The 22,890-nt window shown below is 31.8% G+C and carries 15 protein-coding genes; 14 read left to right on the plus strand and 1 reads right to left on the minus strand.

Annotated features, from left to right (window positions below; genetic code table 11):
* Position 1 precedes the first annotated feature (1 nt).
* The 9 genes from ACFQ0I_RS09235 to ACFQ0I_RS09275 all read left to right on the plus strand — a co-directional run bounded on the left by ACFQ0I_RS09235 (position 2) and on the right by ACFQ0I_RS09275 (position 10,711).
* Positions 2 to 2,284: a DEAD/DEAH box helicase gene (locus tag ACFQ0I_RS09235; RefSeq protein ID WP_379941526.1), complete on the plus strand. Its 2,283-nt coding sequence runs from the start codon at positions 2 to 4 to the stop codon at positions 2,282 to 2,284.
* A gap of 9 nt (positions 2,285 to 2,293) precedes the next feature.
* Positions 2,294 to 2,512: a DNA modification system-associated small protein gene (locus ACFQ0I_RS09240; protein WP_379941528.1), complete on the plus strand. Its 219-nt coding sequence runs from the start codon at positions 2,294 to 2,296 to the stop codon at positions 2,510 to 2,512.
* Between the two features lie 2 nt (positions 2,513 to 2,514).
* Positions 2,515 to 4,515 (plus strand): AAA family ATPase, encoded by a 2,001-nt coding sequence (locus ACFQ0I_RS09245; RefSeq protein ID WP_379941530.1) that lies wholly within the window; start codon positions 2,515 to 2,517, stop codon positions 4,513 to 4,515.
* Between the two features lie 10 nt (positions 4,516 to 4,525).
* Complete coding sequence (locus ACFQ0I_RS09250) at positions 4,526 to 6,115, plus strand: ATP-binding protein (RefSeq protein WP_379941532.1); 1,590 nt, start codon at positions 4,526 to 4,528, stop codon at positions 6,113 to 6,115.
* Positions 6,116 to 6,218: 103 nt separating this feature from the next.
* Complete coding sequence (locus ACFQ0I_RS09255) at positions 6,219 to 7,259, plus strand: hypothetical protein (RefSeq protein WP_379941533.1); 1,041 nt, start codon at positions 6,219 to 6,221, stop codon at positions 7,257 to 7,259.
* A complete protein-coding gene (locus ACFQ0I_RS09260) occupies positions 7,225 to 7,413 on the plus strand; it encodes a hypothetical protein (protein ID WP_379941535.1) in 189 nt (62 codons plus the stop codon). The genes ACFQ0I_RS09255 and ACFQ0I_RS09260 overlap by 35 nt, the downstream gene beginning before the upstream one ends.
* A 1,172-nt stretch (positions 7,414 to 8,585) precedes the next feature.
* A complete protein-coding gene (locus tag ACFQ0I_RS09265) occupies positions 8,586 to 9,218 on the plus strand; it encodes a hypothetical protein (RefSeq protein ID WP_379941537.1) in 633 nt (210 codons plus the stop codon).
* Between the two features lie 304 nt (positions 9,219 to 9,522).
* Entirely contained in the window at positions 9,523 to 9,918 is a 396-nt protein-coding gene (locus tag ACFQ0I_RS09270; RefSeq protein WP_379943033.1) for a DUF6943 family protein, read from the plus strand.
* A 151-nt stretch (positions 9,919 to 10,069) separates the two neighbouring features.
* On the plus strand, positions 10,070 to 10,711 hold the full coding sequence (locus ACFQ0I_RS09275) for a DUF6266 family protein (RefSeq protein WP_379941539.1): 642 nt from the start codon (positions 10,070 to 10,072) through the stop codon (positions 10,709 to 10,711).
* A gap of 449 nt (positions 10,712 to 11,160) precedes the next feature.
* On the opposite strand, the gene ACFQ0I_RS09280 is transcribed toward ACFQ0I_RS09275, so the two are convergent.
* A complete protein-coding gene (locus tag ACFQ0I_RS09280; RefSeq protein WP_379941540.1) occupies positions 11,161 to 12,507 on the minus strand; it encodes a Fic family protein in 1,347 nt (448 codons plus the stop codon).
* A 662-nt stretch (positions 12,508 to 13,169) separates the two neighbouring features.
* Here ACFQ0I_RS09280 and ACFQ0I_RS09285 point away from each other — a divergent pair.
* From ACFQ0I_RS09285 to ACFQ0I_RS09305, 5 genes are all read left to right on the plus strand, one after another.
* Complete coding sequence (locus ACFQ0I_RS09285; RefSeq protein WP_379941542.1) at positions 13,170 to 14,825, plus strand: DUF6377 domain-containing protein; 1,656 nt, start codon at positions 13,170 to 13,172, stop codon at positions 14,823 to 14,825.
* A gap of 255 nt (positions 14,826 to 15,080) precedes the next feature.
* Complete coding sequence (locus tag ACFQ0I_RS09290) at positions 15,081 to 18,122, plus strand: SusC/RagA family TonB-linked outer membrane protein (RefSeq protein ID WP_379941544.1); 3,042 nt, start codon at positions 15,081 to 15,083, stop codon at positions 18,120 to 18,122.
* A gap of 13 nt (positions 18,123 to 18,135) precedes the next feature.
* The gene (locus tag ACFQ0I_RS09295) at positions 18,136 to 19,617 is read left to right on the plus strand and encodes a RagB/SusD family nutrient uptake outer membrane protein (protein WP_379941545.1); all 1,482 of its coding nucleotides are present in this window, start codon (positions 18,136 to 18,138) and stop codon (positions 19,615 to 19,617) included.
* Between the two features lie 11 nt (positions 19,618 to 19,628).
* Entirely contained in the window at positions 19,629 to 21,131 is a 1,503-nt protein-coding gene (locus ACFQ0I_RS09300) for a SusE domain-containing protein (protein ID WP_379941547.1), read from the plus strand.
* Positions 21,132 to 21,133: 2 nt separating this feature from the next.
* Positions 21,134 to 22,882, plus strand: coding sequence for a glycoside hydrolase family 66 protein (locus tag ACFQ0I_RS09305; RefSeq protein ID WP_379941549.1), 1,749 nt, complete (start codon positions 21,134 to 21,136; stop codon positions 22,880 to 22,882).
* Positions 22,883 to 22,890: the final 8 nt, after the last annotated feature.

Here is a 22,890-nt window from a genome sequence, read left to right on the forward strand (position 1 = left end):
CATGATACAATTAAAAAACTACCAAGAGGAAGCAGTTAACGGCTTATTAAAAGATACTTATAGCGCTCTCAAATTACCAGGCACACGTAACCGCATGGTTTTTAAAGCACCAACAGGTGCAGGTAAAACAGTGGCTATGGCAGCTTACCTTAACCAATTAGCAGCAGAAATTCCAGATAAGTTAGACTTGCCTAAACGAAAAGTAGCTTTTATTTGGTTCGCACCTAATCAATTGCATTTACAATCCTATTTTTCTTTAAAGGACTATTTTAAAGAACTGCGCACCATAAAACCAATTCAGTTTGAAGATGTAAGTAATGGTAAATTAAACCCTAACGAAGTTCTATTTGTAAACTGGCAATCTGTAAACAGTGCAAATAATGTCTATGTACGTGAAAATGAGCAAGGCAAAGATTTAATAAAATATATCTATAAGGCCATGTTAGATGATACAGAAATTATCTGTATTCTAGATGAAGCACATTATCATGCAAATGGCACAAAAGCTAAAGCTTTATTGCAACAAATAGGGGCTAAAATTGAAATGGATGTATCGGCGACACCTATGTTTCATTCAGATTATGGTTATACCATAAAAAGGCAAGAAGTAGTCGATGCAGAAATGATTAAAAAAAATGTAGTATTAAACCCTTTATTAGACCATCATCAACAAGAGGGTAGAAGCTTAAACCAAGTATTATTAGATGAGGCTCTAAAAAAACATAAAGAATTAAAACAGGCTTATGAGTCTTTAGGCTCTAACATTAATCCTTTATTATTAATTCAATTACCTAGCGACAAAAAAACAGAGAGTGCTTTAGATAGACAGTTAATAGATGAAATTGAAACCTATCTACTAGCAAAAGGCATTACTGTACAAAATAATAAACTGGCAGTATGGTTAAGCAATCGTAAAGATAATTTAGATGGTTTAGAAGATAAAGAATGCATGACAGATGTATTGTTGTTTAAACAAGCCATTGCCTTAGGTTGGGACTGCCCAAGAGCTGCGGTGCTATTAATATTTAGAGAAATACAACAAGAGCATTTTGGTATTCAAACAGTAGGTAGAATTTTGCGTATGCCTGAGCAAAAACATTATACGTTACCTATTTTAAATAATGGTTATGTATATACCAATTTAAGCAAGGATATTATTAAAATAGTACAAGAAGATATAGACTATATTGTACAAAATACAGCAAAACGAATTGAGAGTTATCAAGAAGTATGTTTAGATTCTGCCTTTATAAATACACGTTTAACACGTAACCGTTTAAGTTCTAAATTTAGAAAATGTATCTATGAAGCAGCTGAAGAATATTTTGGTTTGTCAAGAGATTTAGATGTCACCAATCCAGAGAGTATAGAAGCATATAATACTAAAAGACTTCAAGAAAAATTTATAGAATTAGATGTTTCACAAATAGAAATACCCATACCTAAAAATGTTCAATTAACAACAGAAGAGGGATATACCAAAGTAACTGAAAAAGAAATATTTGCAAAAACGCAAGGGGAGTTAGATATTTTGTTTCGCCAATTTTGTAGGGATAATGTTGGTGCGTATGCCAAAGCAGATTCTACACCTGTTTTAGAACTAGGGTTAAAAATGTTGTTTGAAGAGTATTTGCTTTTGAATGAGTTTCAGGCTATAAAAATAATCTTGTTTGAACAAAACAAATCTAAATTTATAGAACTAATAGATATTGCCTTAACTAAGCATCAAATATTATTAGACCAAAAAGCTTCAGAAGCTTCAAAACGAGTTGAACATAGTAAGTGGGATGTTCCTGTAGAGCGTATTTATAATGAACATTATTTGCTCAAAGAAGCAGAACAACATGCCTTAAAACCATTTTATGAGTTTAATAATGCTAGCACACCAGAAAAGGAATTTGTTTACTTTTTAGAACAAAACAAAACACACATAGAATGGTGGTATAAAAACGGCGATAAAAACAAAGAAGATTTTGCTGTGACTTATGTAGATAGAAACGGCGTTACACGTGGTTTTTATGTAGATTTTGTAATTAAAACAAAGTCAGGTAAAATTGCCTTATTCGATACCAAAACATTAGATTCTGACCCTGAATTTGTTGCTAAACATAATGCACTCATTCAATATATTGAAGAAAAAAGTACCAAAGACAAACCGTTAATTGGGGGTGTTATTGTTCCAAAAGGAGCTAGAGAAAATAGAACATGGAAATATTGCGATAATTTAATAACCAAGGCAAACGATACTATTGGTTGGTTGTCGTTTGAACCGGCTTTAACATAGTATACAATCATGAGTAATAAAGGTCTAGACAGTACATTTTTACATTTTGGTATTCGTAAAGAAGATATTCAATTAATAGAATCGCTTTGCGAAAAGCATCAATTAGATTTTGATTGGGTAAAAGATTTTTTAATTAAAGAATTTCACGAGAAGAAAATTAGAAATCAAGATATTGATGATAAAACGGTTATTCAAATTATTGATAAAGCACTTCAAAAAATCAAATAACTATGTTAATCAAAAGAATAAAAGCCAAAAACTTTAAAACATATCTTGATTTAGATTTAGATATTAATGTGGATGATGATAAACCCATCATATTAATTGGCGGTGTAAATGGTGGTGGAAAAACCACATTTTTTGAAGCTATCTACGGCGCATTATACGGCCTTCATATAACTACATCAAAAGCATTTAAAGAATTATTAAATGCAGGTGCAATTGGTAATGTTGAAGAAAAAATTGAGTTGGAACTGCATTTTTCTGGTAAGGTTCTTAATGAAGAACAAGCTTATATTTTAACGCGTACTTACATGCTTAATACATTAGGCAATCCTGTAGAAGCTGTTAAATTAAATATGAATGGTACTATATTTAATTACGGAACGGCTACGCCAGCATCTCAAAGAGCAGAACAAGAAGCACAAGTAAATAAAATAATAAAGGCAAATTTACCGCAGGAACTAAGTAGATATTTTCTTTTTGATGCTATGGAAGCAGGTAATCTATTAAAGGAAGACCAATTAAATAGAGTTATAAAAGAGAATATTGAAAACGTTATGGGTTTCAATAAATACATGCAATTAGCTGATGCTTCAGAAAATTTGTATCAAACAAAAACAGCACAGCGATTAGAAGTTGAAAATGAAAAAAAGGAATATTTAGAACTCGTTAAAAGTAAAAATGAATTAAAAAGTACGATTGACAATTTAAAAGAGAATTTAGGCAATGCCCTAAATTATTCTGTTCAAAATAAAGAATTATACGATAATTTAAAAAGTGGCCTAAATGAAGAAACCACTATTAATAATAAAATTGAACAAACTAAATTAGGTATAGAAAGTACATTAAAAAAAGAAGATAATTTTAGAAGTGATTTAAATAATTTCTTAAAAGAAATTGAATTAAATGTTTGTATTCCTAAAGTGCAAGAAGCCTTAAAATCGGAGATTCAACTCATCTTAAAAATAAAAGAAGATGTTTTAATAAACAACAATTCAAATATTGCTGTAGAACAAATTGAAGCTATTAGTAAGTCAATAATTAAATATTTGGAAGAGAGTAAATTGGTGGAAACCAAACTGAATATTGATACTATAGTAGATTACGTAGTAAACGCAGCTGCAAACGTTGAAAAGGCTGATGTATATGCGTTTCTTGAACACTCCGACGTGAAAGCTTTGGAGAGTTTATTGAGCATAAAAACGGTTAATACATTTCCTGTATTGGAGCAGCAAATTATTGAATTAAATAGTGCCATTCAGCAAATACCTGCTCAAAACACCTTTATAGAGCAAATGAAAGCGCAAGTTACAGGTAGAGATTATTCAATTTTGAAAGCCTATGAGGAAAATGAAGATAAAATAAAAAAATACGAAATTGAAATAGAGGAAAAAGAAGCAGAAGTTAAAAAAATCGATAAGCGTATACATCAATTTGATATCCAAATCAGTCAAGAACCAGACCCCAAATACGATACTTTAGGAAAACTAAAAGACTTTTTTGAAGATGTTGCAAATCAATTATTAATTGTAAAAAAGCAACAAATTGAAATGAAGATGAAACAAGATTTGAATATCATTTTAGCGGCCTACAAAGATGTGATTGATAGAGTCGAGTTATCTGAAAACCTTTCAAATCTAACATTTAAAATCTTTCATAAATCAGGTAATGAAATTTATTTAAACCATTTGAATACCGCATCTAAACAAATAGTAATCCAAGTGCTTTTAAAATCCTTGCATCAATTTGGAGATTATGACCCTCCTGTTATGATTGATACGGTTATGGGAGTTTTAAGTGAAGAGAGTAGGGCAGCAGTTCTAGAACATTATTTCCCACAATTAGCACATCAAACTATATTATTAAGTTCAGATAGTGAAATTAGGAAAGGTGCGGAATTTGAAAAAATTGAACCGTTTATTTCTAAAACCTACACGCTAAAACGAGATAGAGAAAAACAGTTAACAGAAATCATTCCTGGTTATTTCGGGGTTAGTATTAATGCGTAATTAAATTGTTATGAGTACAATGAACATTCTTAATATAAGACAGGCTGAAGGTTTGAATGAGGCTATAGCTGAACTAAAATATCATGTTGAAAAGCGGATAAATTTAAATAGCTATTCGGAGAACAAACCGAACATTACATTGAGCAATAATAAATTAATGCGCATGTGTTTGTTGGCAGGTTTAACTTCTGAATCAAAAAGAAACCTAAATGAATTAGATGCTATTAATTTAAGTAGTAATAGAATTTTTGAAACGCTGTTTACACTTCATAATTTAAGTGGCATATTTTTTTCATTGCTAAAATTACGATATCATACCATAGATATTGATTGGGAAAATAATAAAATGAACAGTAAAGTCGTAAACGCTGAAATATTCAGAGGGTATAAATTATTAATGAAAGAAGGTGTTCTTGAAGATTGGTTAACGAACACTTCAAGTAATGGCAGCATAAAACATAGTGGCATTATTCCTGTGCTTAATCTCAATATTGGTAGTTATGAAGATGATATACCAGCCCTATTAAATTTAAACGGTAAGGATATAGCAAACACTCAAATATTAGTTGCAGGTACAACGGGTTCTGGTAAATCTAATTTGTTGGCAGTTTTATTAAACGAAATACGCTCATTATCGGTAGATAGTAATTATCCTGTTAATTTTTTACTATTCGATTATAAAGGCGAATTTTCAGATCCTGCAAACAACCATTGGCTAGCTTATTTTGAAACCGATAGAGGTGCAATATTAGACCCGATTTCTGCGCCATTACCTTTCAATCCATTCAAAAACTTTATAGGTAAACCCCAAAATGAAATAAATTTATATTCAACTGAATTATCAAATGCCATTTGTGCAATTGACAACGCACGTATAAGTGCCAATATGAGTAATCGCTTATCGGAAGCTATAATTAAAAGCTATAAAGTAACGCACAATAAAGCCATTTCCTTCGATTTGATTTTAAAGGAATACACAATTGCGCAGCCAGAAAGAGACCAAGTAAAAGACGATAGTATAAAGTCCGTTTTAAAGCAACTAATAAGAACTAATCTGTTTTCAAAAGAAGATAGAATTGATTTAATTAGGGATAGTTATATTGTTAAAATGGATGGATTCCCAAAAGATGGACCAATAGCTAAAGCTATTGTCTATTTTATAGTTTCTAAATTAAATTCAATTTATGAGACACTACCTAAACAAGTAGTTGATGATGATTGTGTAGAATTACGTCATTTCACTATAATAGATGAAGCACATTATATGCTAGGTTTTGATAACAAACCCTTACGTGATTTAATTGCTACAGGTAGAAATAAAGGACTGAGTATTATTTTAGCAACTCAAAATATGGATAGTTATAAGAGTGAATATTTTGACTTTTATGCTAATGCTCAATATCCACTAATCATGAAACAGCAGTCTATCAATGATAGTGTTATTAAAGACTTGTTTGGTGTAAGTGGTAAGGAATTTCAAGAAATAAAAGAAGCAATTGCCAACTTACAAAAAGGAGAATTGATATTAAAGAACCCTACCGCTATTCAATTAGGTATTGGGAAAAAATATAAAATTCTAAAAGTTAGACATTTAATTTAAGCGCGAAAGGAATATATTACTTAAAACAAAATTCGTCTGTTTACAAATAGAAGAGGAAACTTATTAATAGAGAAATTAATTTATATAATAATAGCCATTGGTCATGAAAAAAGATAATCCATATCAAAGAAAACTTAAGACTCCTAATTTTTTTATGATTCAAACACCACCTGATATTTGGAATCATATTTATGGTTTATCATCTTCAATTGGTTTAATTATTACGGTTATAGTTATTGTTTATAATTACATTAACCCTAGTGAAAATAAGGATTATAACTATATATTAACAATTTTAGCAATGCTTTTGGCATCAGTTTTGCTTATGTTTTTAATAAGTGTGATTTATTATAGTAATAGATTAAAGAAATCATCTGAGATACCTGCCAACTATAGCTTTTTTAAAGAACAATACGAAAAACAGGATATAATAATAAATCAAATATGTGAGTGCTCTCACATTATAACACATTATTATAGAAATTTAGATTTTTTATTTCAGAATATAATTGACGCAGACCCTACTAAAGTAAGTGAAGAGGACTTAGTAGGTGCAATAAATAAATTTGATTATTTTTTAATTAATATAACTACTAATCTTCAAGCATATTTTAGCCAAATTACTGATGATAATTGTTCTATTACAATAAAACTCCTTAACTTTAATAGAGAACCTAATGATACTGATACTCTTGTAAGAACATATTTTAGAGACCCAGTAAATTTTAAAAAAAGAAGAGATGCAGATAATTCTTGTAGTCCATGTCATGTAGAAGATAATACTGCTTTTTCAATAATTATGAATCCAAATTTTCAAAATATTTATTTTTCTGAAGATAATTTACCTGATTTATATGATAATCATCAATATAGAAATCCTAATCCAGATTGGCATAAATATTATCATAGTACATTAGTGGTTCCTATTTCAATTATAACATCTTTGGATAATAGAAATGTGTTAGGTTTCTTATCAGTAGATAATTTTAAAGGAGGTTTAGCAACAAATAGTAATAAAGAATATTTGTTTTTTGTTGCTGATTTACTATATTTAGCTTTTAGTAGATTTAATTCTATTATAAATTTAGCTCAAACTAAAAACATAAAAAATGAAAAACTCGACAGGTACACCAATTGGAATTAGTGTTAATAAATCTTCTGCTGAACAAAAATATCAGGTTAGAGATACTGTGTTTAGAAAGGGTTCTGAATTGAATATGAGAGTAAGTTTTTATGAACCTCAAAGAAATGTTGTGGGTTATACTTCTCAAAGACGTGATAATAATGATAACAAGTAAGAAATAAATAAACTTGTTAAGCAGTTTTATTATACTCATACCATTAAAATAGTCCCAACTGATAGAATATGTAGTGCAGGTAATAAGGTGTTCGTCAGTCGTTCCATTTAGTTCCATAAAACATATCTGCAAGCCAATTATCAATTTTACGTCATTGCGAACGTAGTGAAGCAATCTGCAAATCAATTAAAGTTTCAAATTCATTGGGCTTGCATATACCATAAATAGTACCACTGCGGCGTCACGTCCTCGTTGGCACTATTTATTTGTTTTATTACACACATTCTCTCCTTCCTCACCCGTAGCTACTTTTGTACCCAAACCCAATAAGGTTTCGCTACGCGAGTTTTTATTATTGGGTACAACCGCTACTTAATGTTATGCGAGCCTGCGGGTCGCTTCGGGCAAAACCCACATGGCTTTCGTATAAATTTGATATTTAGTATTTTATTTTAACTATATAAATCCTAGAAAAATTGATTTATTAAGTGTGGGTTTACGGGTGTCACATTTTTTGAACTTCCCAAGTTTGCAAATAAGATAACCGCAGTAAAATCAAGGATGTTATAGTATTGCATTTAAAAAGTAGCTTCATACGTTAATTAGAACTTCAATGAACGCTGCGGATTATCCTATTTCGCAAGCAGCACACAAGAGCAACTCATTCAGTCGGTAATTCCATCCCACGCTTTATAGTTTTTACATTACGGTTTGGCTTTTATTATATCAAAATTTGTCTTTCCCTCATAATCCTTAAATTCTTTAAGTACTTGCACAAATTAAAATAACGCCAAACCTTAAATGAAAACTATATCCAATCCTTCCATTACCTCCTTCATTCCTTGCACTTGCCTACACATGATTATTTTGAACGACCAATAAAAATCCATCTGATACAATATTAGAATCAAAAAATCCGCCACCCTTGCGGTAAACCGTTGCTGTGGTACGCCCTTTTGCAGAAAAATGCAACGGGCTATTTACCCCAGCACCCTTGCTCAACTCGCAGCCGGCTCGCTCGGCTAGATTACCTGCGAAAGTAAATCCGTAACTATAAAAATAAAATCGAAACTATACTTACATTATTTAAAAGTACGATTTAATCCAAGTTAAGTTTTTTATTAAAAAACTTCGTTATATATTTAAATTGAACACGTAACATATATTAACATATGAGTTTAAGAGATACTTTAAATATGCTTGGAATAAGAGAGGAAATAGATAAAGTTTGGTCTGCTATAGAGCATGAATTAAACACTAAAAAAATTGTTATTTCTTCAGAAAAAACCCTAGTTTTTAAATTTGCGTGGTTATTAAATTCAAATGATAACCTTAAAATTTATAACCTCGACTTTGAAAAGGATATTTTTAATAAAGAATTTTTAGATGGTAAGTTTTTAGATTTATATTTTGAAATAGAATATGCAAACAAAAATTACAGAGTAGGTATTGAATTTAAATTTCCCCACAAGAAAAAGAACAATTCTGGAGCAACTGAAATTAGGCAGAAAATAATTAATGATTTAAAAAAGTTAGATAGTTTGATTCAGGATGATAAAATAGATTTAGGAATTTTTTTATGTGCGACAAATGAAAGATATTTTTTGTTAAATAAAAAAAGAACAGAATCTCATTTTGCAACTTATAACAATAAGAAATATTTATTTGATGAATTTTATCCATGTAACGAAAAGTATAAACATAAATTAAAAGTAAGTAATGAGATTATGTTTTATTGGCGCAATCAAAATTTAATTAAAGATGATTATTTTTCCTTTTTAGATCCAATTCATATTATAAAGTAGGGTGTTTTTAATTTATTTAAAATAAAAAAGTAAGCAAAATTAGGTAGCTTTCTTCACCCCACGCTCAATCCTATCAAGGTCAAGCCCTACGGGTGTTGAAAAAAATCTCCACCTCATAGTATTTATAGTTTGAATTAATGCTTTTTATTTAGGTAGTATTTTTTCCAAAAACCTTGACAGCATTATCCGCGCTACCAAGTGGAACGGCTGTCTTTTTTATTTCAAAAAAAAATAATGTGCGAAGCGTAGCGAAGCAATTTTAAATTGGATAGCTATGTCAACTTTTGAACTAAAAACACACTAAATTGGAAAAACCTACTCGCAGCCTCATTTTTTTATCCTAAACAAAGGACTAAACAGCGGAAAACCTCTGACTAAACCTTGCACTAATTGTTTTGTAGTCATTACCACAAACGAAGAAGATAAAACCATGCTTTATCACTTGTCAATGATGCTACAAATAGGTGGTTTTTACGCTTATTTTTTAAAAGGAAGTGTTATTCCGTTCATCACAATAGATGATTGTAGAAACACGCTTAAAAAGGGTTTAAAATCAACAAATACTATTGATTTTCACCTTCAAAAGCACATAGATGCCGTTTCAATAATTAGTAAAAAGGAAAAGGAACTAAAAAGCATAATAAATAAGTTGTCAGATTTAAAAATGGCCTATATAAAATCCTGTATTAAAATGATGTAAAGCAAGGTATTTAAAGGTAAACCCATCCATAAGGCATTAAAAATGAAATGAAATATTATAATATTGTTATATAATTAGAAAAGTACAGTTTAAGACTGTGTTAAGCCCGTACCAAGTCCGAATGAATATTAATTAAAAATTGTAATATGTTATGGGAAAAATTGGCCAAGGAATCCTAGGAGGATTATCAGGAAAAGTAGGAAATGTGATTGGCGGAAGCTGGAAAGGTATTGATTATTTAAGAATCAAACCAACAAGCGTTGCTAATCCAAGAACAGAGGGACAAGTAAATCAGCGTAATAAATTCACTATTACTTTAGAGTATTTACAGGCTACTAGTGATTTTGTTAAAATCGGTTATAAGTCTTTTGCGACGAAAAAAACCGAATTTAACGCAGCTATGTCGTATGTGTTAAATAACGCAGTAGGAGGGATAGCTCCTAATTTCACGATTGACTATTCTTTAGCATTATTAAGTAGAGGTCCTTTATCTGGAGTTTTAAATGGTACAACCAATTTAGCAACCCCAGGACAAGTAACCTTTAATTGGGATGATAATTCAGCAGAAGGTAATGCTAATGTAACAGACAAAGCGATGGTATTAGTTTATAACCCAAGTAAGAAAGAATCAATTTCTATTCTTAATGGTGCAGTTAGAACTATTCAAACACAAACCGTTACAATACCAAACTCTTATGCAGGAGATATTGTTGAGCTTTTTATGGCATTTGTATCTGAGGATGGTTCTAAAGTATCAAATAGCATTTATTTAGGTAGTGGTACGGCATCTTAAAAGTGATCCTAAATAAATGATTAAAAGACCGTTGCATTAATTTGTAACGGTTTTTTTATAATAAAAATAAGTGGGGATTATGTGGGGATATATTAAAAACAAAAACCCTAACTAATTGATTTTCAATTGTTAGGGTTTGTTTTCAGCGGAGAAAGAGGAACTATCCGTAATCTTATTTTTACTTATTTTATTGGGTTTATGGGAGGTCATTATAAGTATATACGCACCGAATTACGCACCTCATTATTTTATTCAAACTAAACATCTCAAAACATAAAGTATTCTTCCTAAAAAAGCCAGTAGTTTAATATTAATGAAATATCTAAACTTTAAGTTTAGTTTTTATTGCTTTTTTTAACCCATTGTTGCAAGGTAATTTATTATGTAATTTTTCCTTTTTGAAAAAGAATAGAGGTGAAGAGGAGAGAAATTGCTGTTTTCCTACACTTCTAACTTGTAGTTTGAAATTGCTTCCCCTTTTCAGTTAGTCTATACCGTTGTTTACTGCTTTTAGGTTTGTCCGGTATAGTCATTTCAATTAATTCTGCATCAAGTGCTGGCTGCAAATAGTTATATAAAAATGTCGGACGGTGTTTTATATCTGACAAATTCATTAACTCTGTCGTTGTATATTCATTTTGATCTACTTTTGAGAGTAATTTTAGAACTTGTTCGGTAACTTGTTCGGTAACTTGTTCGGTAACTTGTTCGGTAACCTTTTCATAAGCAGGAAAAGACATTCTCGTAAAGTTATCCATAAACCTGAAACATTCTTTTCCATAGCTCTCCAAAATTCTTGGAATACCAGAACCCAATTGCTCTACTAATTCCAAATCCCTATAAACACGCATTAACTCTTTATTTCTCGGAATAGAAACGCCTTCAAAAAAATCGACTTCGCTTAGTCCTTCCGGTAATGATCCAGCGGAAGTAATTTCAATCCTGTCATCAAATATTTCAAATTTAGGGGGTACTTCTCGAGTATAATCGTTATGCACTATAGCATTATATATGGCCTCCCGCAATGCAATAGGGCTCCATAGTTTCCGTTCAATACGTTGCTTTGATGTGATGGTTGCAAAAGTTGTATTTTCTACTGCAATTTTATCCAATACACTTTTTGTGGCCTTAATGAGTGAACAATATCCATATTCGTTGTTTTCTATTAACTCTACTCTATTTAGACCTTTATATTTTGCTACTTTAATGGATACATTATTAACATCTGCTAAAAGGTATGCTGCATAATTAAGAAAACCGTCTTCGGTAAGAAGTTCTAAGTTCTTTTTAAACTGTTTGTTAAGAGGTTTACCATTTTCCTGGTAATAGATATGAAGCTGTTCAAAATTCAAGTCTTGACGATGCGATTTTATTTTTCCTATTGAGTTTCGGGTACGAGTAGCAAAAAGTTTATCAATCATGGTTTGGGGCATGGGTTCAGCTGCCGTACCAACACGAATGAAACTGCCTTTTTCGGTCATGCCATATTTCTTTTTGAAATAGGGTTTCTCACTACCACCTGCTACTATAATTTTGATAATTTCTCTGCTGTCACGTTCCTCTGTCACAACATCAAACAACCCCATGGCAGAAGGTAAAATGTTGTTTTTGATACGGTCTTTAATTTTAAGCATATCACCATCAATGTCATTTACACCCAATGTTTTTCCATGTTTATCAATACCGATATAAATCAACCCTCCTTCCAGATAATTGAGAAAAGCTATAACCTCCTTTTCTAAATCAAGGTCTTTGGTTAATTTTTCCTTATATTCTATACGGTTTGTTTCAGACATTATTGATAATTTGATAGTAAAAATAATTCTTTTTTATAGATGCTAAAATATCCTCCTCCAATATTTAAAGGTTCTAATAAATCAATTTCTGTAAATTACCTCTTATGTAACAATAAGGCCTAAAAATCGGGGTCTATTGTTACACGAATGGTAAAGGTGTTTTATTGTTACTTTTAATTACAGCTTAAAACAAAAAATTATTTCTACTTATTTTGATCAATGTCATTTTATAATTGTCATGCTTGATTGTCAACAATTTTCGCCCTGTTCTTGATGGCAATGGCGCTTTCGTATACCCCAAACATAGCAATAAAACACCGATAACCAGTGTGACCAAGGTACAGGAAGTGGTCATCGACCTTTTGCCACATGACCAGATGTTTTGCTTGGATAAGATTAGCGAGATACTTTCAAAGGAAGAAGGGTATAAGCATAGGGTCGGATAACACAAAACTGTTTGTGAATTGAATTTATGGAGAATTCATAGGTTTAAGCCCTGTATATCGATGTTCTGACTGATTCATTTGCTGCTCTAAATTCAGCTTTCAAGATTTTAAAATTATTGAGTTTTAACCTTTTCCCAAACTAATAGTACTGTTTTCTATAATTTTTAAACAACAACTATGAATAAATGATTATTTTCATATCGAAAAGATTTTAAAATGAAACCAATAACAACGATACTGCTTTTATGTGCTTTTATGACCGTAAAGTCTCAAAATAATTTATTAGATGATTTAAAATCAGCTATTGATTCTTCTTATATATATGACAACCAAAAGCATAAAGAAATCCTTAGTATAAAGAAAGCGCTCATTAAATTAAATGAATCTGATTTTGAGAACAAGTTCAATTTAAACCAGCAATTGTTTGATCAGTATAAAGTTTTTAAAAGCGATTCGGCATATTACTTTAGTTTACAAAACAAAACAATAGCAGAAAAATTAAAAGATTCTTCACTCATTTCCAGAGCTTTTCTAAACATGTCCGATATATGTGTCTCTGTAGGTATGTACAAAGAAGCCATGGAATACCTCCAGAAAATTGACGCAAAATTTCTAAATAACGATGTAAAGACAATGTACTTTGGTATTTATGGAAGATTTTACAGTGATTTGGCAGAGTATAGCAACTTGCCAGATTATAGTTTTGATTATAATCAGCTCGCCAAGTTTTACAGAGAGAAGACGTTAGAGCTTATCAAAGAGGGTGGCTTTTTTAATAATTTCATGGTCGCTTATAATGAGTATAAAGCTGGAGATCAATACAGTGCCATAACAAAGCTTGATTCTTTGTTAGAAATGGATTTAGGGCTTCACGACCAAGCCTTAACACATTACGTATTAGGTGAAATTTATTATAGCAAGGATATTGACAAAGCTGAATATCATTATTCTAAAGCCGCAATTGCCGATATCAAAACGTCAACAAAAGAATCTTTAGCAATTATCAGGCTTTCAGAGATTCTATTTAAGAAGAAAAATCTTGAAATGGCTTCATTGTTAATTCAAAAAGCCTATCAAGATGCAAAGTTTTATGGAGCTCAACAACGAAAACTTCAAGTTGGTGCAATTTTACCACTGGTACAGGAGGGAATTACCCAAAATATAGAACAAGAGCGTAAAAGATTGTATATACAATATGTTGGGGTTATTATAAGCTTGATTATAGTAATCATTTTTATGACAATTGTAATTATACAGTTTAAAAGATTACAAAAAGCCAAAAAATTAATTACCCATGCTCATAATGAATTGCAAAATATAAATATTCAATTAACTCAAGTAAACGAGCAAGTTAAAGTCCAGAATCAGGAAATAAAGGATGTTAATGAAAGATTGTTTGAAGCCAACAAAATTAAGGAAGATTATTTAGGCTTTTTTTTTACTGAGTATGACAACGTTTTTGAAAAATTTAATGATTTTATCTCCGTTATCGACAACAACATTGATGAAAAAAATATTGAAAAGCTAAAGTATCATTTATCTAAGTATAACCTAAAAAAGGAGAAAGAAAAATTACTTGACAATTTTGACAATGCATTCATTAATTTGTTTCCAAATTTCATAAATGAGTTTAATGCCCTTATGAAGGAAGGGCATAAAATTAAACTTAAAGAGAACCAGATTCTTAATAAAGAACTGAGGATTTTTGCTTTGATTAGATTAGGCATTACACATAACGATGTAATTGCACAAATTTTAGGTTATTCCGTCAATTCTATTTATGCATATAAAACTAAAATTCGAAATAGATCATTAATTGAAAATGACAGTTTTGATCAAAATCTGCTTAATAACACTTCAATTAGAATCTAAATTCATCATAATTTCAAATATTTTTAAACTTTTTTAAGTTAATTGCATTTATATTATCTATATAAAATATTTGCTATAATTAATATTATATAACTGGTAATCAATTTTTTAAATGTATTTTTAGTTAATATATTTTACGTTTTATCTATACGTTTTTTTAAATCTGTTTTTTGACAGACGTTTTTTTATTCCTTTGTTTCAGATGTATGTATAATTAACCAAATAGTGTATACAATTAACTATAACTAAATCAAGATGAATAAAAAAATTAAACGTAAAGTGCCACACAAATTAAAATTATTTGTTGCATTAATTATTTTAAGTTTATTACCCCGAATTGGTGTTTCCCAAACAAATAATTCAGGTATTATAATCTCCGGTCAAGTTCTTGATGAATTCAGTGTGCCTCTTGCTGGAGCTACTATTTTAGAACAGGGAACAACCAATGGAGTTGTTACTGACTTTGATGGAAATTTTGAAATAGTAGTGCGAAATAAAAGCGCTTTATTAGTAGTTAGCTATGTTGGATATAAATCAGAGATTGTTTCTGTTCAAGACAAAAAGATTGTCGTTAAATTAACACCAGACCTCGCGCTTTTAGATGAAGTTGTTCTTATTGGATATGGAACATCCAAAAAAAGTGACCTTACAGGTTCTGTATCTTCAGTTCAAATGGATGATGTTCAAGGGCAACCAACTTCCAATATTGGAGATGCCATCCAAGGGAGGGCTGCAGGTGTTACTGTTATTACTTCTGGTCAACCTGGAAGCAACCCAACATTTAGGATTAGAGGAACTGGAACTATTGGGAATAACGACCCTTTAATAGTTGTTGATGGTGTACCACTAAATGGTGGACTAAATCAGGTCAATATGAAAGACGTGGAGTCTTTACAGGTTTTGAAAGATGCTTCTGCCACGGCTATTTATGGTTCAAGGGGCTCCAATGGAGTCATAATTATAACTACAAAACGAGGGAAAAAAGGCAAAGCCACTCTTGATATAGACACGTTTACAAGTGTTCAAACCGCTACGAATGTTATAGATGTGCTGAATGCTGAACAGTTTGCCCAATTTAATAATGAAATGTTGAGCAATGGAGGTATAGCACCAAATCCAGATTTTAGCAACCCCTCACTATTGGGAAAAGGAACTAATTGGCTTGATAATTTTTTTACTACAGGTAAACAGAGCAATGTAACGCTTTCCTATTCTAAGGGGAGTGAAAACTCTAATATGTACACATCATTAAATGTATTTGATCAAGAGGGCATTATTATAAATTCCGCTTATACCAGATATATTGTTCAATTTAACAGTGATACACAAATCAACGAAAAAATAAAATTTGGCAATAGCTTTAAAATCAATTATGATGTCAAGAAAAATGGCGATAACAGTATTCAAAATGCCATTTTATCATTACCAACCCAACCTATTTTCAGAGAGAACGGGAATTATTCAGGGCCTATAGGTCAGCCAATTTATTCAGGGGATATAGAAAATCCTATAGGCAAATCAAATATTGTAGAAAATTCAACAAAAGGTTACAATCTTCAAGGAAGTATTTTTGGTGAAATTACGTTTTTTAAAAGCTTTAAATTTAAATCACTCTTTGGTGTTGAAGCTAATTTTTGGGACAATCGAACATGGGCACCTGCTTACAGTTGGGATTCAGATGTTTCAGAAAATGCATTTTTATCTGAATCTTCAAACCGAAGTATCACGTTACTTTTTGATAACACAATAACATACAATAAAGAGTTTGACAATGGAAGTTCTATAACAGCCGTTTTGGGTACCAGTGCACAAGAAAATGAGTTTAAATTTTTAAGCGGTTCCATACAAAACTTTATAAGTGAACAAGCACAAACTATAAACAATGGTCTTGAGCAACCTACGGTAAATGGTAGTGGCTCTGAGTGGTCTATTTTCTCATATTTTGCAAGAGGACAGTTTGACTATAAAAACAAATACTATTTAACGGCTACGGTTCGTAGAGATGGTTCTTCTAGATTTGGAGCAGGAAATAAATATGGAACGTTTCCTTCTGGGTCGTTTGCATGGCGTATTTCCGAAGAAAACTTCCTAAAAGAATCTAAAACGATTAATGACCTAAAATTAAGAGTAGGTTATGGTGTTACGGGGAATCAAAATATTGGAAACTACTCTTTTGCATCTTCTTATAATACCAATTTATACAATTTTAATAACAGTTTTGTTACTGCGGCAGTGCCAACTGTTTTGCCCAATTCAAATGTTAAATGGGAATCACAAAAACAATTTAATATTGGTATAGATGCTTCATTATTCAACCATATTGTTGACATCACTGTGGATGGATATATTAAAAATACCGAAGATATGTTGGTGCCACAAACAGTACCAGTAACATCTGGTTATTCAGATATATTTGTGCCTTTTGTTAATGCTGGAGAAATAAGAAACAGTGGTATTGAAACTGTTGTAACTATCAGAAATATTGATAAGGATAAATTCAAATGGTCAACTGATTTTGTGTTTGCCTATAATAAAAATGAAGTTATAGACATCAATAGTAATACCCCACTTACAACAGGAAGCATCGGCTTAAATTATACTTTGGCGCGCATCCAACCGGGATATCCAGTTAACGTGTTCTATGGATTTGTGCAAGATGGTATTTTTCAAACCCAAGACGAAGTAAATAATTGGGCTGTCCAAATTCCTGGAACAAATTTTGCCTCAAGCACATCTGCCGGAGATATTCGTTTTAAAGATTTAAACAGTGATGGCCTTATAAATGATGACGATAGAACTTTTATAGGAAACCCAAATCCAAAATTCACATATTCTTTAAACAATACGTTCAATATTGGAAACTTTGATGTCTCGTTATTTATTCAAGGAGTTCAAGGTAATGACATCTTCAATGCTAACAGATTATTTACGGAGAATATGTCTGTTACCACAAATCAATCAACGGCCATATTAAATAGATGGAATGGTGCTGGGTCAAGCAATACCATGCCCCGAGCTATTTTTGGCGACCCTAATAATAATACAAGACAGTCAACAAGATATATAGAAGATGGCTCTTACATAAGATTGAAAAATGTGAATATATCTTATAATGTGCCTTTAGATGCTTTTAAAAATAAAGTATTCAACTCACTTAAGTTATATGTCTCTGGGCAGAATCTATTAACAATTACTGATTATTCAGGTTTTGACCCTGAAGTAGGGGCAAATGGTATAGATAACAACATCTATCCAGTAACAAGAACATTCACATTAGGAGCAACATTAGGATTTTAAAAAAATAGAACCCATGAAAAGAATAAAACTTATTTTTTCAATTTTCACTGTATTAATAGCATTTAGCTGTAGTGAAAGTTATCTAGACAAACAACCGTTAGATACTATAAATACTGAAAACTACCCCCAAACGGCAGCAGAATTAATTACCATAGTAAACGGAGCATATCAACCACTTCAATGGCCAAAACTTTATAATTTAAGAATGTGGACCTCTGATATTATGGCTGGAAACAGTATAGTAGGTGCAGGTGGTGGAACCGATGGAATAGAAACCCAAAACATGTCGAATTTTGTGACACAACCAGATAATGCTGGAGTTTTAGATTTATGGCGCGGTCCATGGCCAGGGATTTTAATGAGCAATATTGTATTGGAGGCAGCTCCCTCACTTAATATTGATGAAAATATTAAGAATAGATCTATAGGCGAAGCCTATTTTTTAAGAGCAAACTATTACTTCATTCTGGCTCGTTATTTTGGCGATGTTCCATTGGTAACCAAACCTTTAAGTTCAGATGACGATTTATTTCCGGCTCGAAATCCCGTTAGTGAAATATATGATTTAATTATCAGCGACCTAAAAAACGCCATTCAATTATTACCAACAAAATCTTCTTACAGCCAGCAAGATATTGGCAGAGCATCCAAAGGAGCAGCTTACGGCACTTTGGCAAAGGTATATTTAACACTAGGTAATTATCAAGAAACGGTAGATATGGTAACCCAAGTTGAAGGTTTAGGATATGCTTTAAACCTCAATTATGCCTCTAATTTTGATATTAATAATGAAAACTCCCAAGAATCCATCTTTGAGGTACAATATGCATCTGATGGTGGCTATAGTTTTTGGAATAATGAAAATCAAGCATCTTGGACAAGTCCATTTATGGGGCCAAGAGGTTCAAATTTTGTAGGTGGGTCCTTTGGTTGGAATCAGCCAACACAGGAATTTATAAATCAATATGAAGCTGGAGATTTACGAAAGGATGTTACGATTTTATATGAAGGTTGTCCAGATTTTGACGGAAAACAATATCAAAGTTCGTATTCTTTAACAGGCTTTAATGTACGCAAATTTTTAGTGCCCCTAAGTGTTGTTTCATCATATGATAATAGTCCACTTAACTTTCCAGTGTTAAGATATTCAGATGTTTTATTGATGAAGGCTGAAGCTTTGAATGAATTGGGGCAGACTTTACAAGCTGAAACTTACATTAACATGGTAAGAAACAGAGCTGGACTTGATAATATTCAATCTGGTTTAAGTAAAAACGATTTTAGAGATGCTGTTCTAAAAGAACGTCGCATAGAATTAGCTTTTGAAGGACAAAGATGGTTTGATTTAATTAGGGTTAACAATGGTCAATATGGTTTGGACTTTTTACATTCCATAGGCAAAACAAATGCAACACAAAAACATTTGCTTTTTCCCGTACCTCAAATTGAAATAGATAGAAACCCTAAACTACTTCCTCAAAACCCAGGATATTAAAATATATAATTATGAATACAAATAAAATTTATAAAGCATACAGTGTTATTATAATGATAGCAATGGCATTTAGTTTTACCTCATGCGATGACGAATTAGTTGATAATTCTTTTGAAAATGGAAACACTTTGGAAATATCTACTCCAAATACAGAAGTAGTATTAGAAGAACAATTTTTTAATAACAATGTAACATTTAACTGGACGAAAGGTTCAAATCAAAATACGGGTTCCGCAATAAAATATACTTTAGAAGTTGACCTGTCAGGAAATGACTTTTCAAATCCCTTAGTTACGCTTGAAGAAAATGTTCAAAATAAATTTTCACATGTAATTAATTATGGAGACTTAAACAATTATTTACTAGATAATGGTCTACAAACAAACCAGACCTATGAGCTTACAGCCAGAGTGATTGCAAAATTCGCCAATAAAGCTGTAGAAACACAGACAGCTACTACCAATTTTTCAGTAACTACATTCAAACCAGTTTCCAACCAATTATTTATTGTGGGGGATGCTACTCCAAATGGTTGGGATATTTCAAATGCAACCCAAATGATGAGTTCAACCTCACAAAGAGGTGTTTTCATTTATACCGGTGATTTATCATTGGGCAACTTTAAATTTCCTGTAAATCAGGATGGTTGCTGGTGTCAAGATTTTTACACTAAAGACCCAAATGATGCTTCTAAAATTGTTTATAATGAAGGTGGTAGTGGTGATGATTTACAATGGACCATTGAAACAGAGTTAAATCCTAATGAAGATTATCGAGTTACTGTCGATTTACTAAATCTTTCTATAAAAATAGAAATTGTCGAATCAACAATTAACACACCCCCTTTCTCTAATCTTTATATAGTTGGAGATGCTTCAGAAAGTGGTTGGAACGTTGATTCACCAGCTGCATTTTCACAAGATGGAAACAATCCGTTTTTATTTTCTTACGAAGGTCTTTTAAGCACTGGAAACTTTAAAATATTGGCTGGTGCATTAGGTGATTTTTGTGGCGAATGGTACAGGCCAAATGCCGATAACATGGATTTAACAAATGGCTCTGTAGAGCAAAATTCAGGATGTGATGTTGATAATAAATGGTTGGTTACAGATAGCAATAAAGGACGCTATAAAATTACTGTTGACACTCAAAACAACCTTATAACCTTTAACAAGGTTATGCTGTACATCATTGGAGACGGTGGTCCCAACGGATGGAATATCAATAATCCTGCACCAATGAGTTATATTAATGGCGAATACGTTTTCGTTGGCCCTCTTGGAGCAAGTAATCCAACAGGCGAATTTAAAATTTCAAAATTTGTTGGCGACTGGTGCGGTGGCGATTGGATTAATGCCGCAACAGCTTCACAATCCATCAATAACACCAATTTTATAAACACCACCAATTGTGATGGGCCAGACAATAAATGGAAATTAAAAGATGGTGAGGCAGGAAATTATGAGATTAGGATTAATCTGGAAACAGAAGTGATAACAATTACAAAACAATAAAGATGAAAAAAGTTATAAAAATATGTTCAATAATATTGGTATCCTCCATGTTCGTATTGTCTTGTAATGAAGATACTATTGACATGAGCAATTACCAAGAAGCTGGTCAATCATTACCTTTTCAAGAAGCATTGCAGTTGAAAAAGGACAAAGCGAAGTACAATCCAAGTGAAGATGTAACATTTACTGTCAATGCCGTACACCCAAATACAAGTATAAGATATAAATATTTAGGCAAGACCTTATCCGAAGTGCCATTAAGTAGCACTTCTTGGACTTGGACACCACCATCTGATGATTTTAAAGGGTACATGGTGGAATTAGTTAAAAACACCAATGGTGATGAAACAATATTAGGAACTGTTGCCGTAGATGTGTCTTCTGATTGGACTAAATTTCCAAGGTATGGATTCCTTTCAAAGTTCGGTAATGTAAATTCATCCCAAAGAAACGACATACTAAACAATCTCAAAGATCACCATATCAACGGCATACAATATTATGATTGGCATGCTAAACATCATATCCCATTGCCTCTCGATAGTAGTGGTAATCCCGAAAGCTCTTGGTTGGATTTATTCAATAGGGAAGTGAAACTTGAAACTGTAAAAGGATATATCGATAGTGGCCATCAACTTAATATCTCCTCAATGTTCTATAATTTACTGTTTGGAGCATGGCATCCTGAGGACGGTGACGGGTTTTCTAACCAATGGTTACTTTATAACGATCAGTACCGCAATTCCATAAACAAGCATGACCTAGGGGGCTTGGGAGCTATACTTGTCACGGATCCGGCCAATAACGCATGGCAAGATTATATTTTCAACAAAACCGACGATGTTTACAACAATCTGGATTTTGACGGCTGGCATTTGGACCAATTAGGCGATAGAGGAACGATCTACGATTATAACGGCTATCAAGTAAACTTGGAAAATAGCTATAATGATTTTATGGAAGAGGTAACAGAAAGATACCCAAATAAAAAACATGCTTTAAATGCCGTTGATCAATTTGGACAGAACCAAATCCTAAAAGCACCAGTTGATTTTGCCTATACTGAAGTTTGGTCTAGAGAACAATATTCGGATTTAGCCCAAGTAATACTGGAAAATAATCAAATATCAGAAAACCAATATAATACAGTATTAGCGGCATATATGAATTATGACTCTAGTGAAGGTGCATTTAATACACCAAGTGTACTGTTGGCTGATGCCGTGATTTTCGCCTTCGGAGGGGCGCATTTAGAACTAGGAGAACACATGCTGTCAAGAGAATATTTTCCCTATAATAATTTATATATGGAAGACAAACTCAAAGCTTCTTTATTAGAATATTATGATTTTATGGTTGCGTATGAAAACCTTTTGAGAGATGGGGGTGAATTCATGATGCCTAGTGTTTCTTCTAATAATTTAAAAGTAAATAATTGGCCTCCATTATACGGAAGTATTTCATTGGTGGGCAAAAAAGTGGATAACAAACAAGTGTATCATTTATTGAATTTTAATGGTGTTAGCACATTAAATTGGAGAGATAATTCTAAAACCCAAACGGCTCCAACTATTTTTAATGATGTAGAAATTACAATAAACAGTACTTCCTCGGTTTCAAAAGTTTGGTTTGCATCACCAGATTTTAGAGGTGGTGCTTCGCAAGAACTAGAATTTAAATCGACAGGAAATCAAATAAAAATAACCGTTCCTTACTTAGAGTATTGGAGTATGATTGTGCTGGAAAACTAACAATAAAA

The organism is Mariniflexile aquimaris, from assembly GCF_042676825.1.
Lineage (GTDB): Bacteria > Bacteroidota > Bacteroidia > Flavobacteriales > Flavobacteriaceae > Mariniflexile > Mariniflexile aquimaris.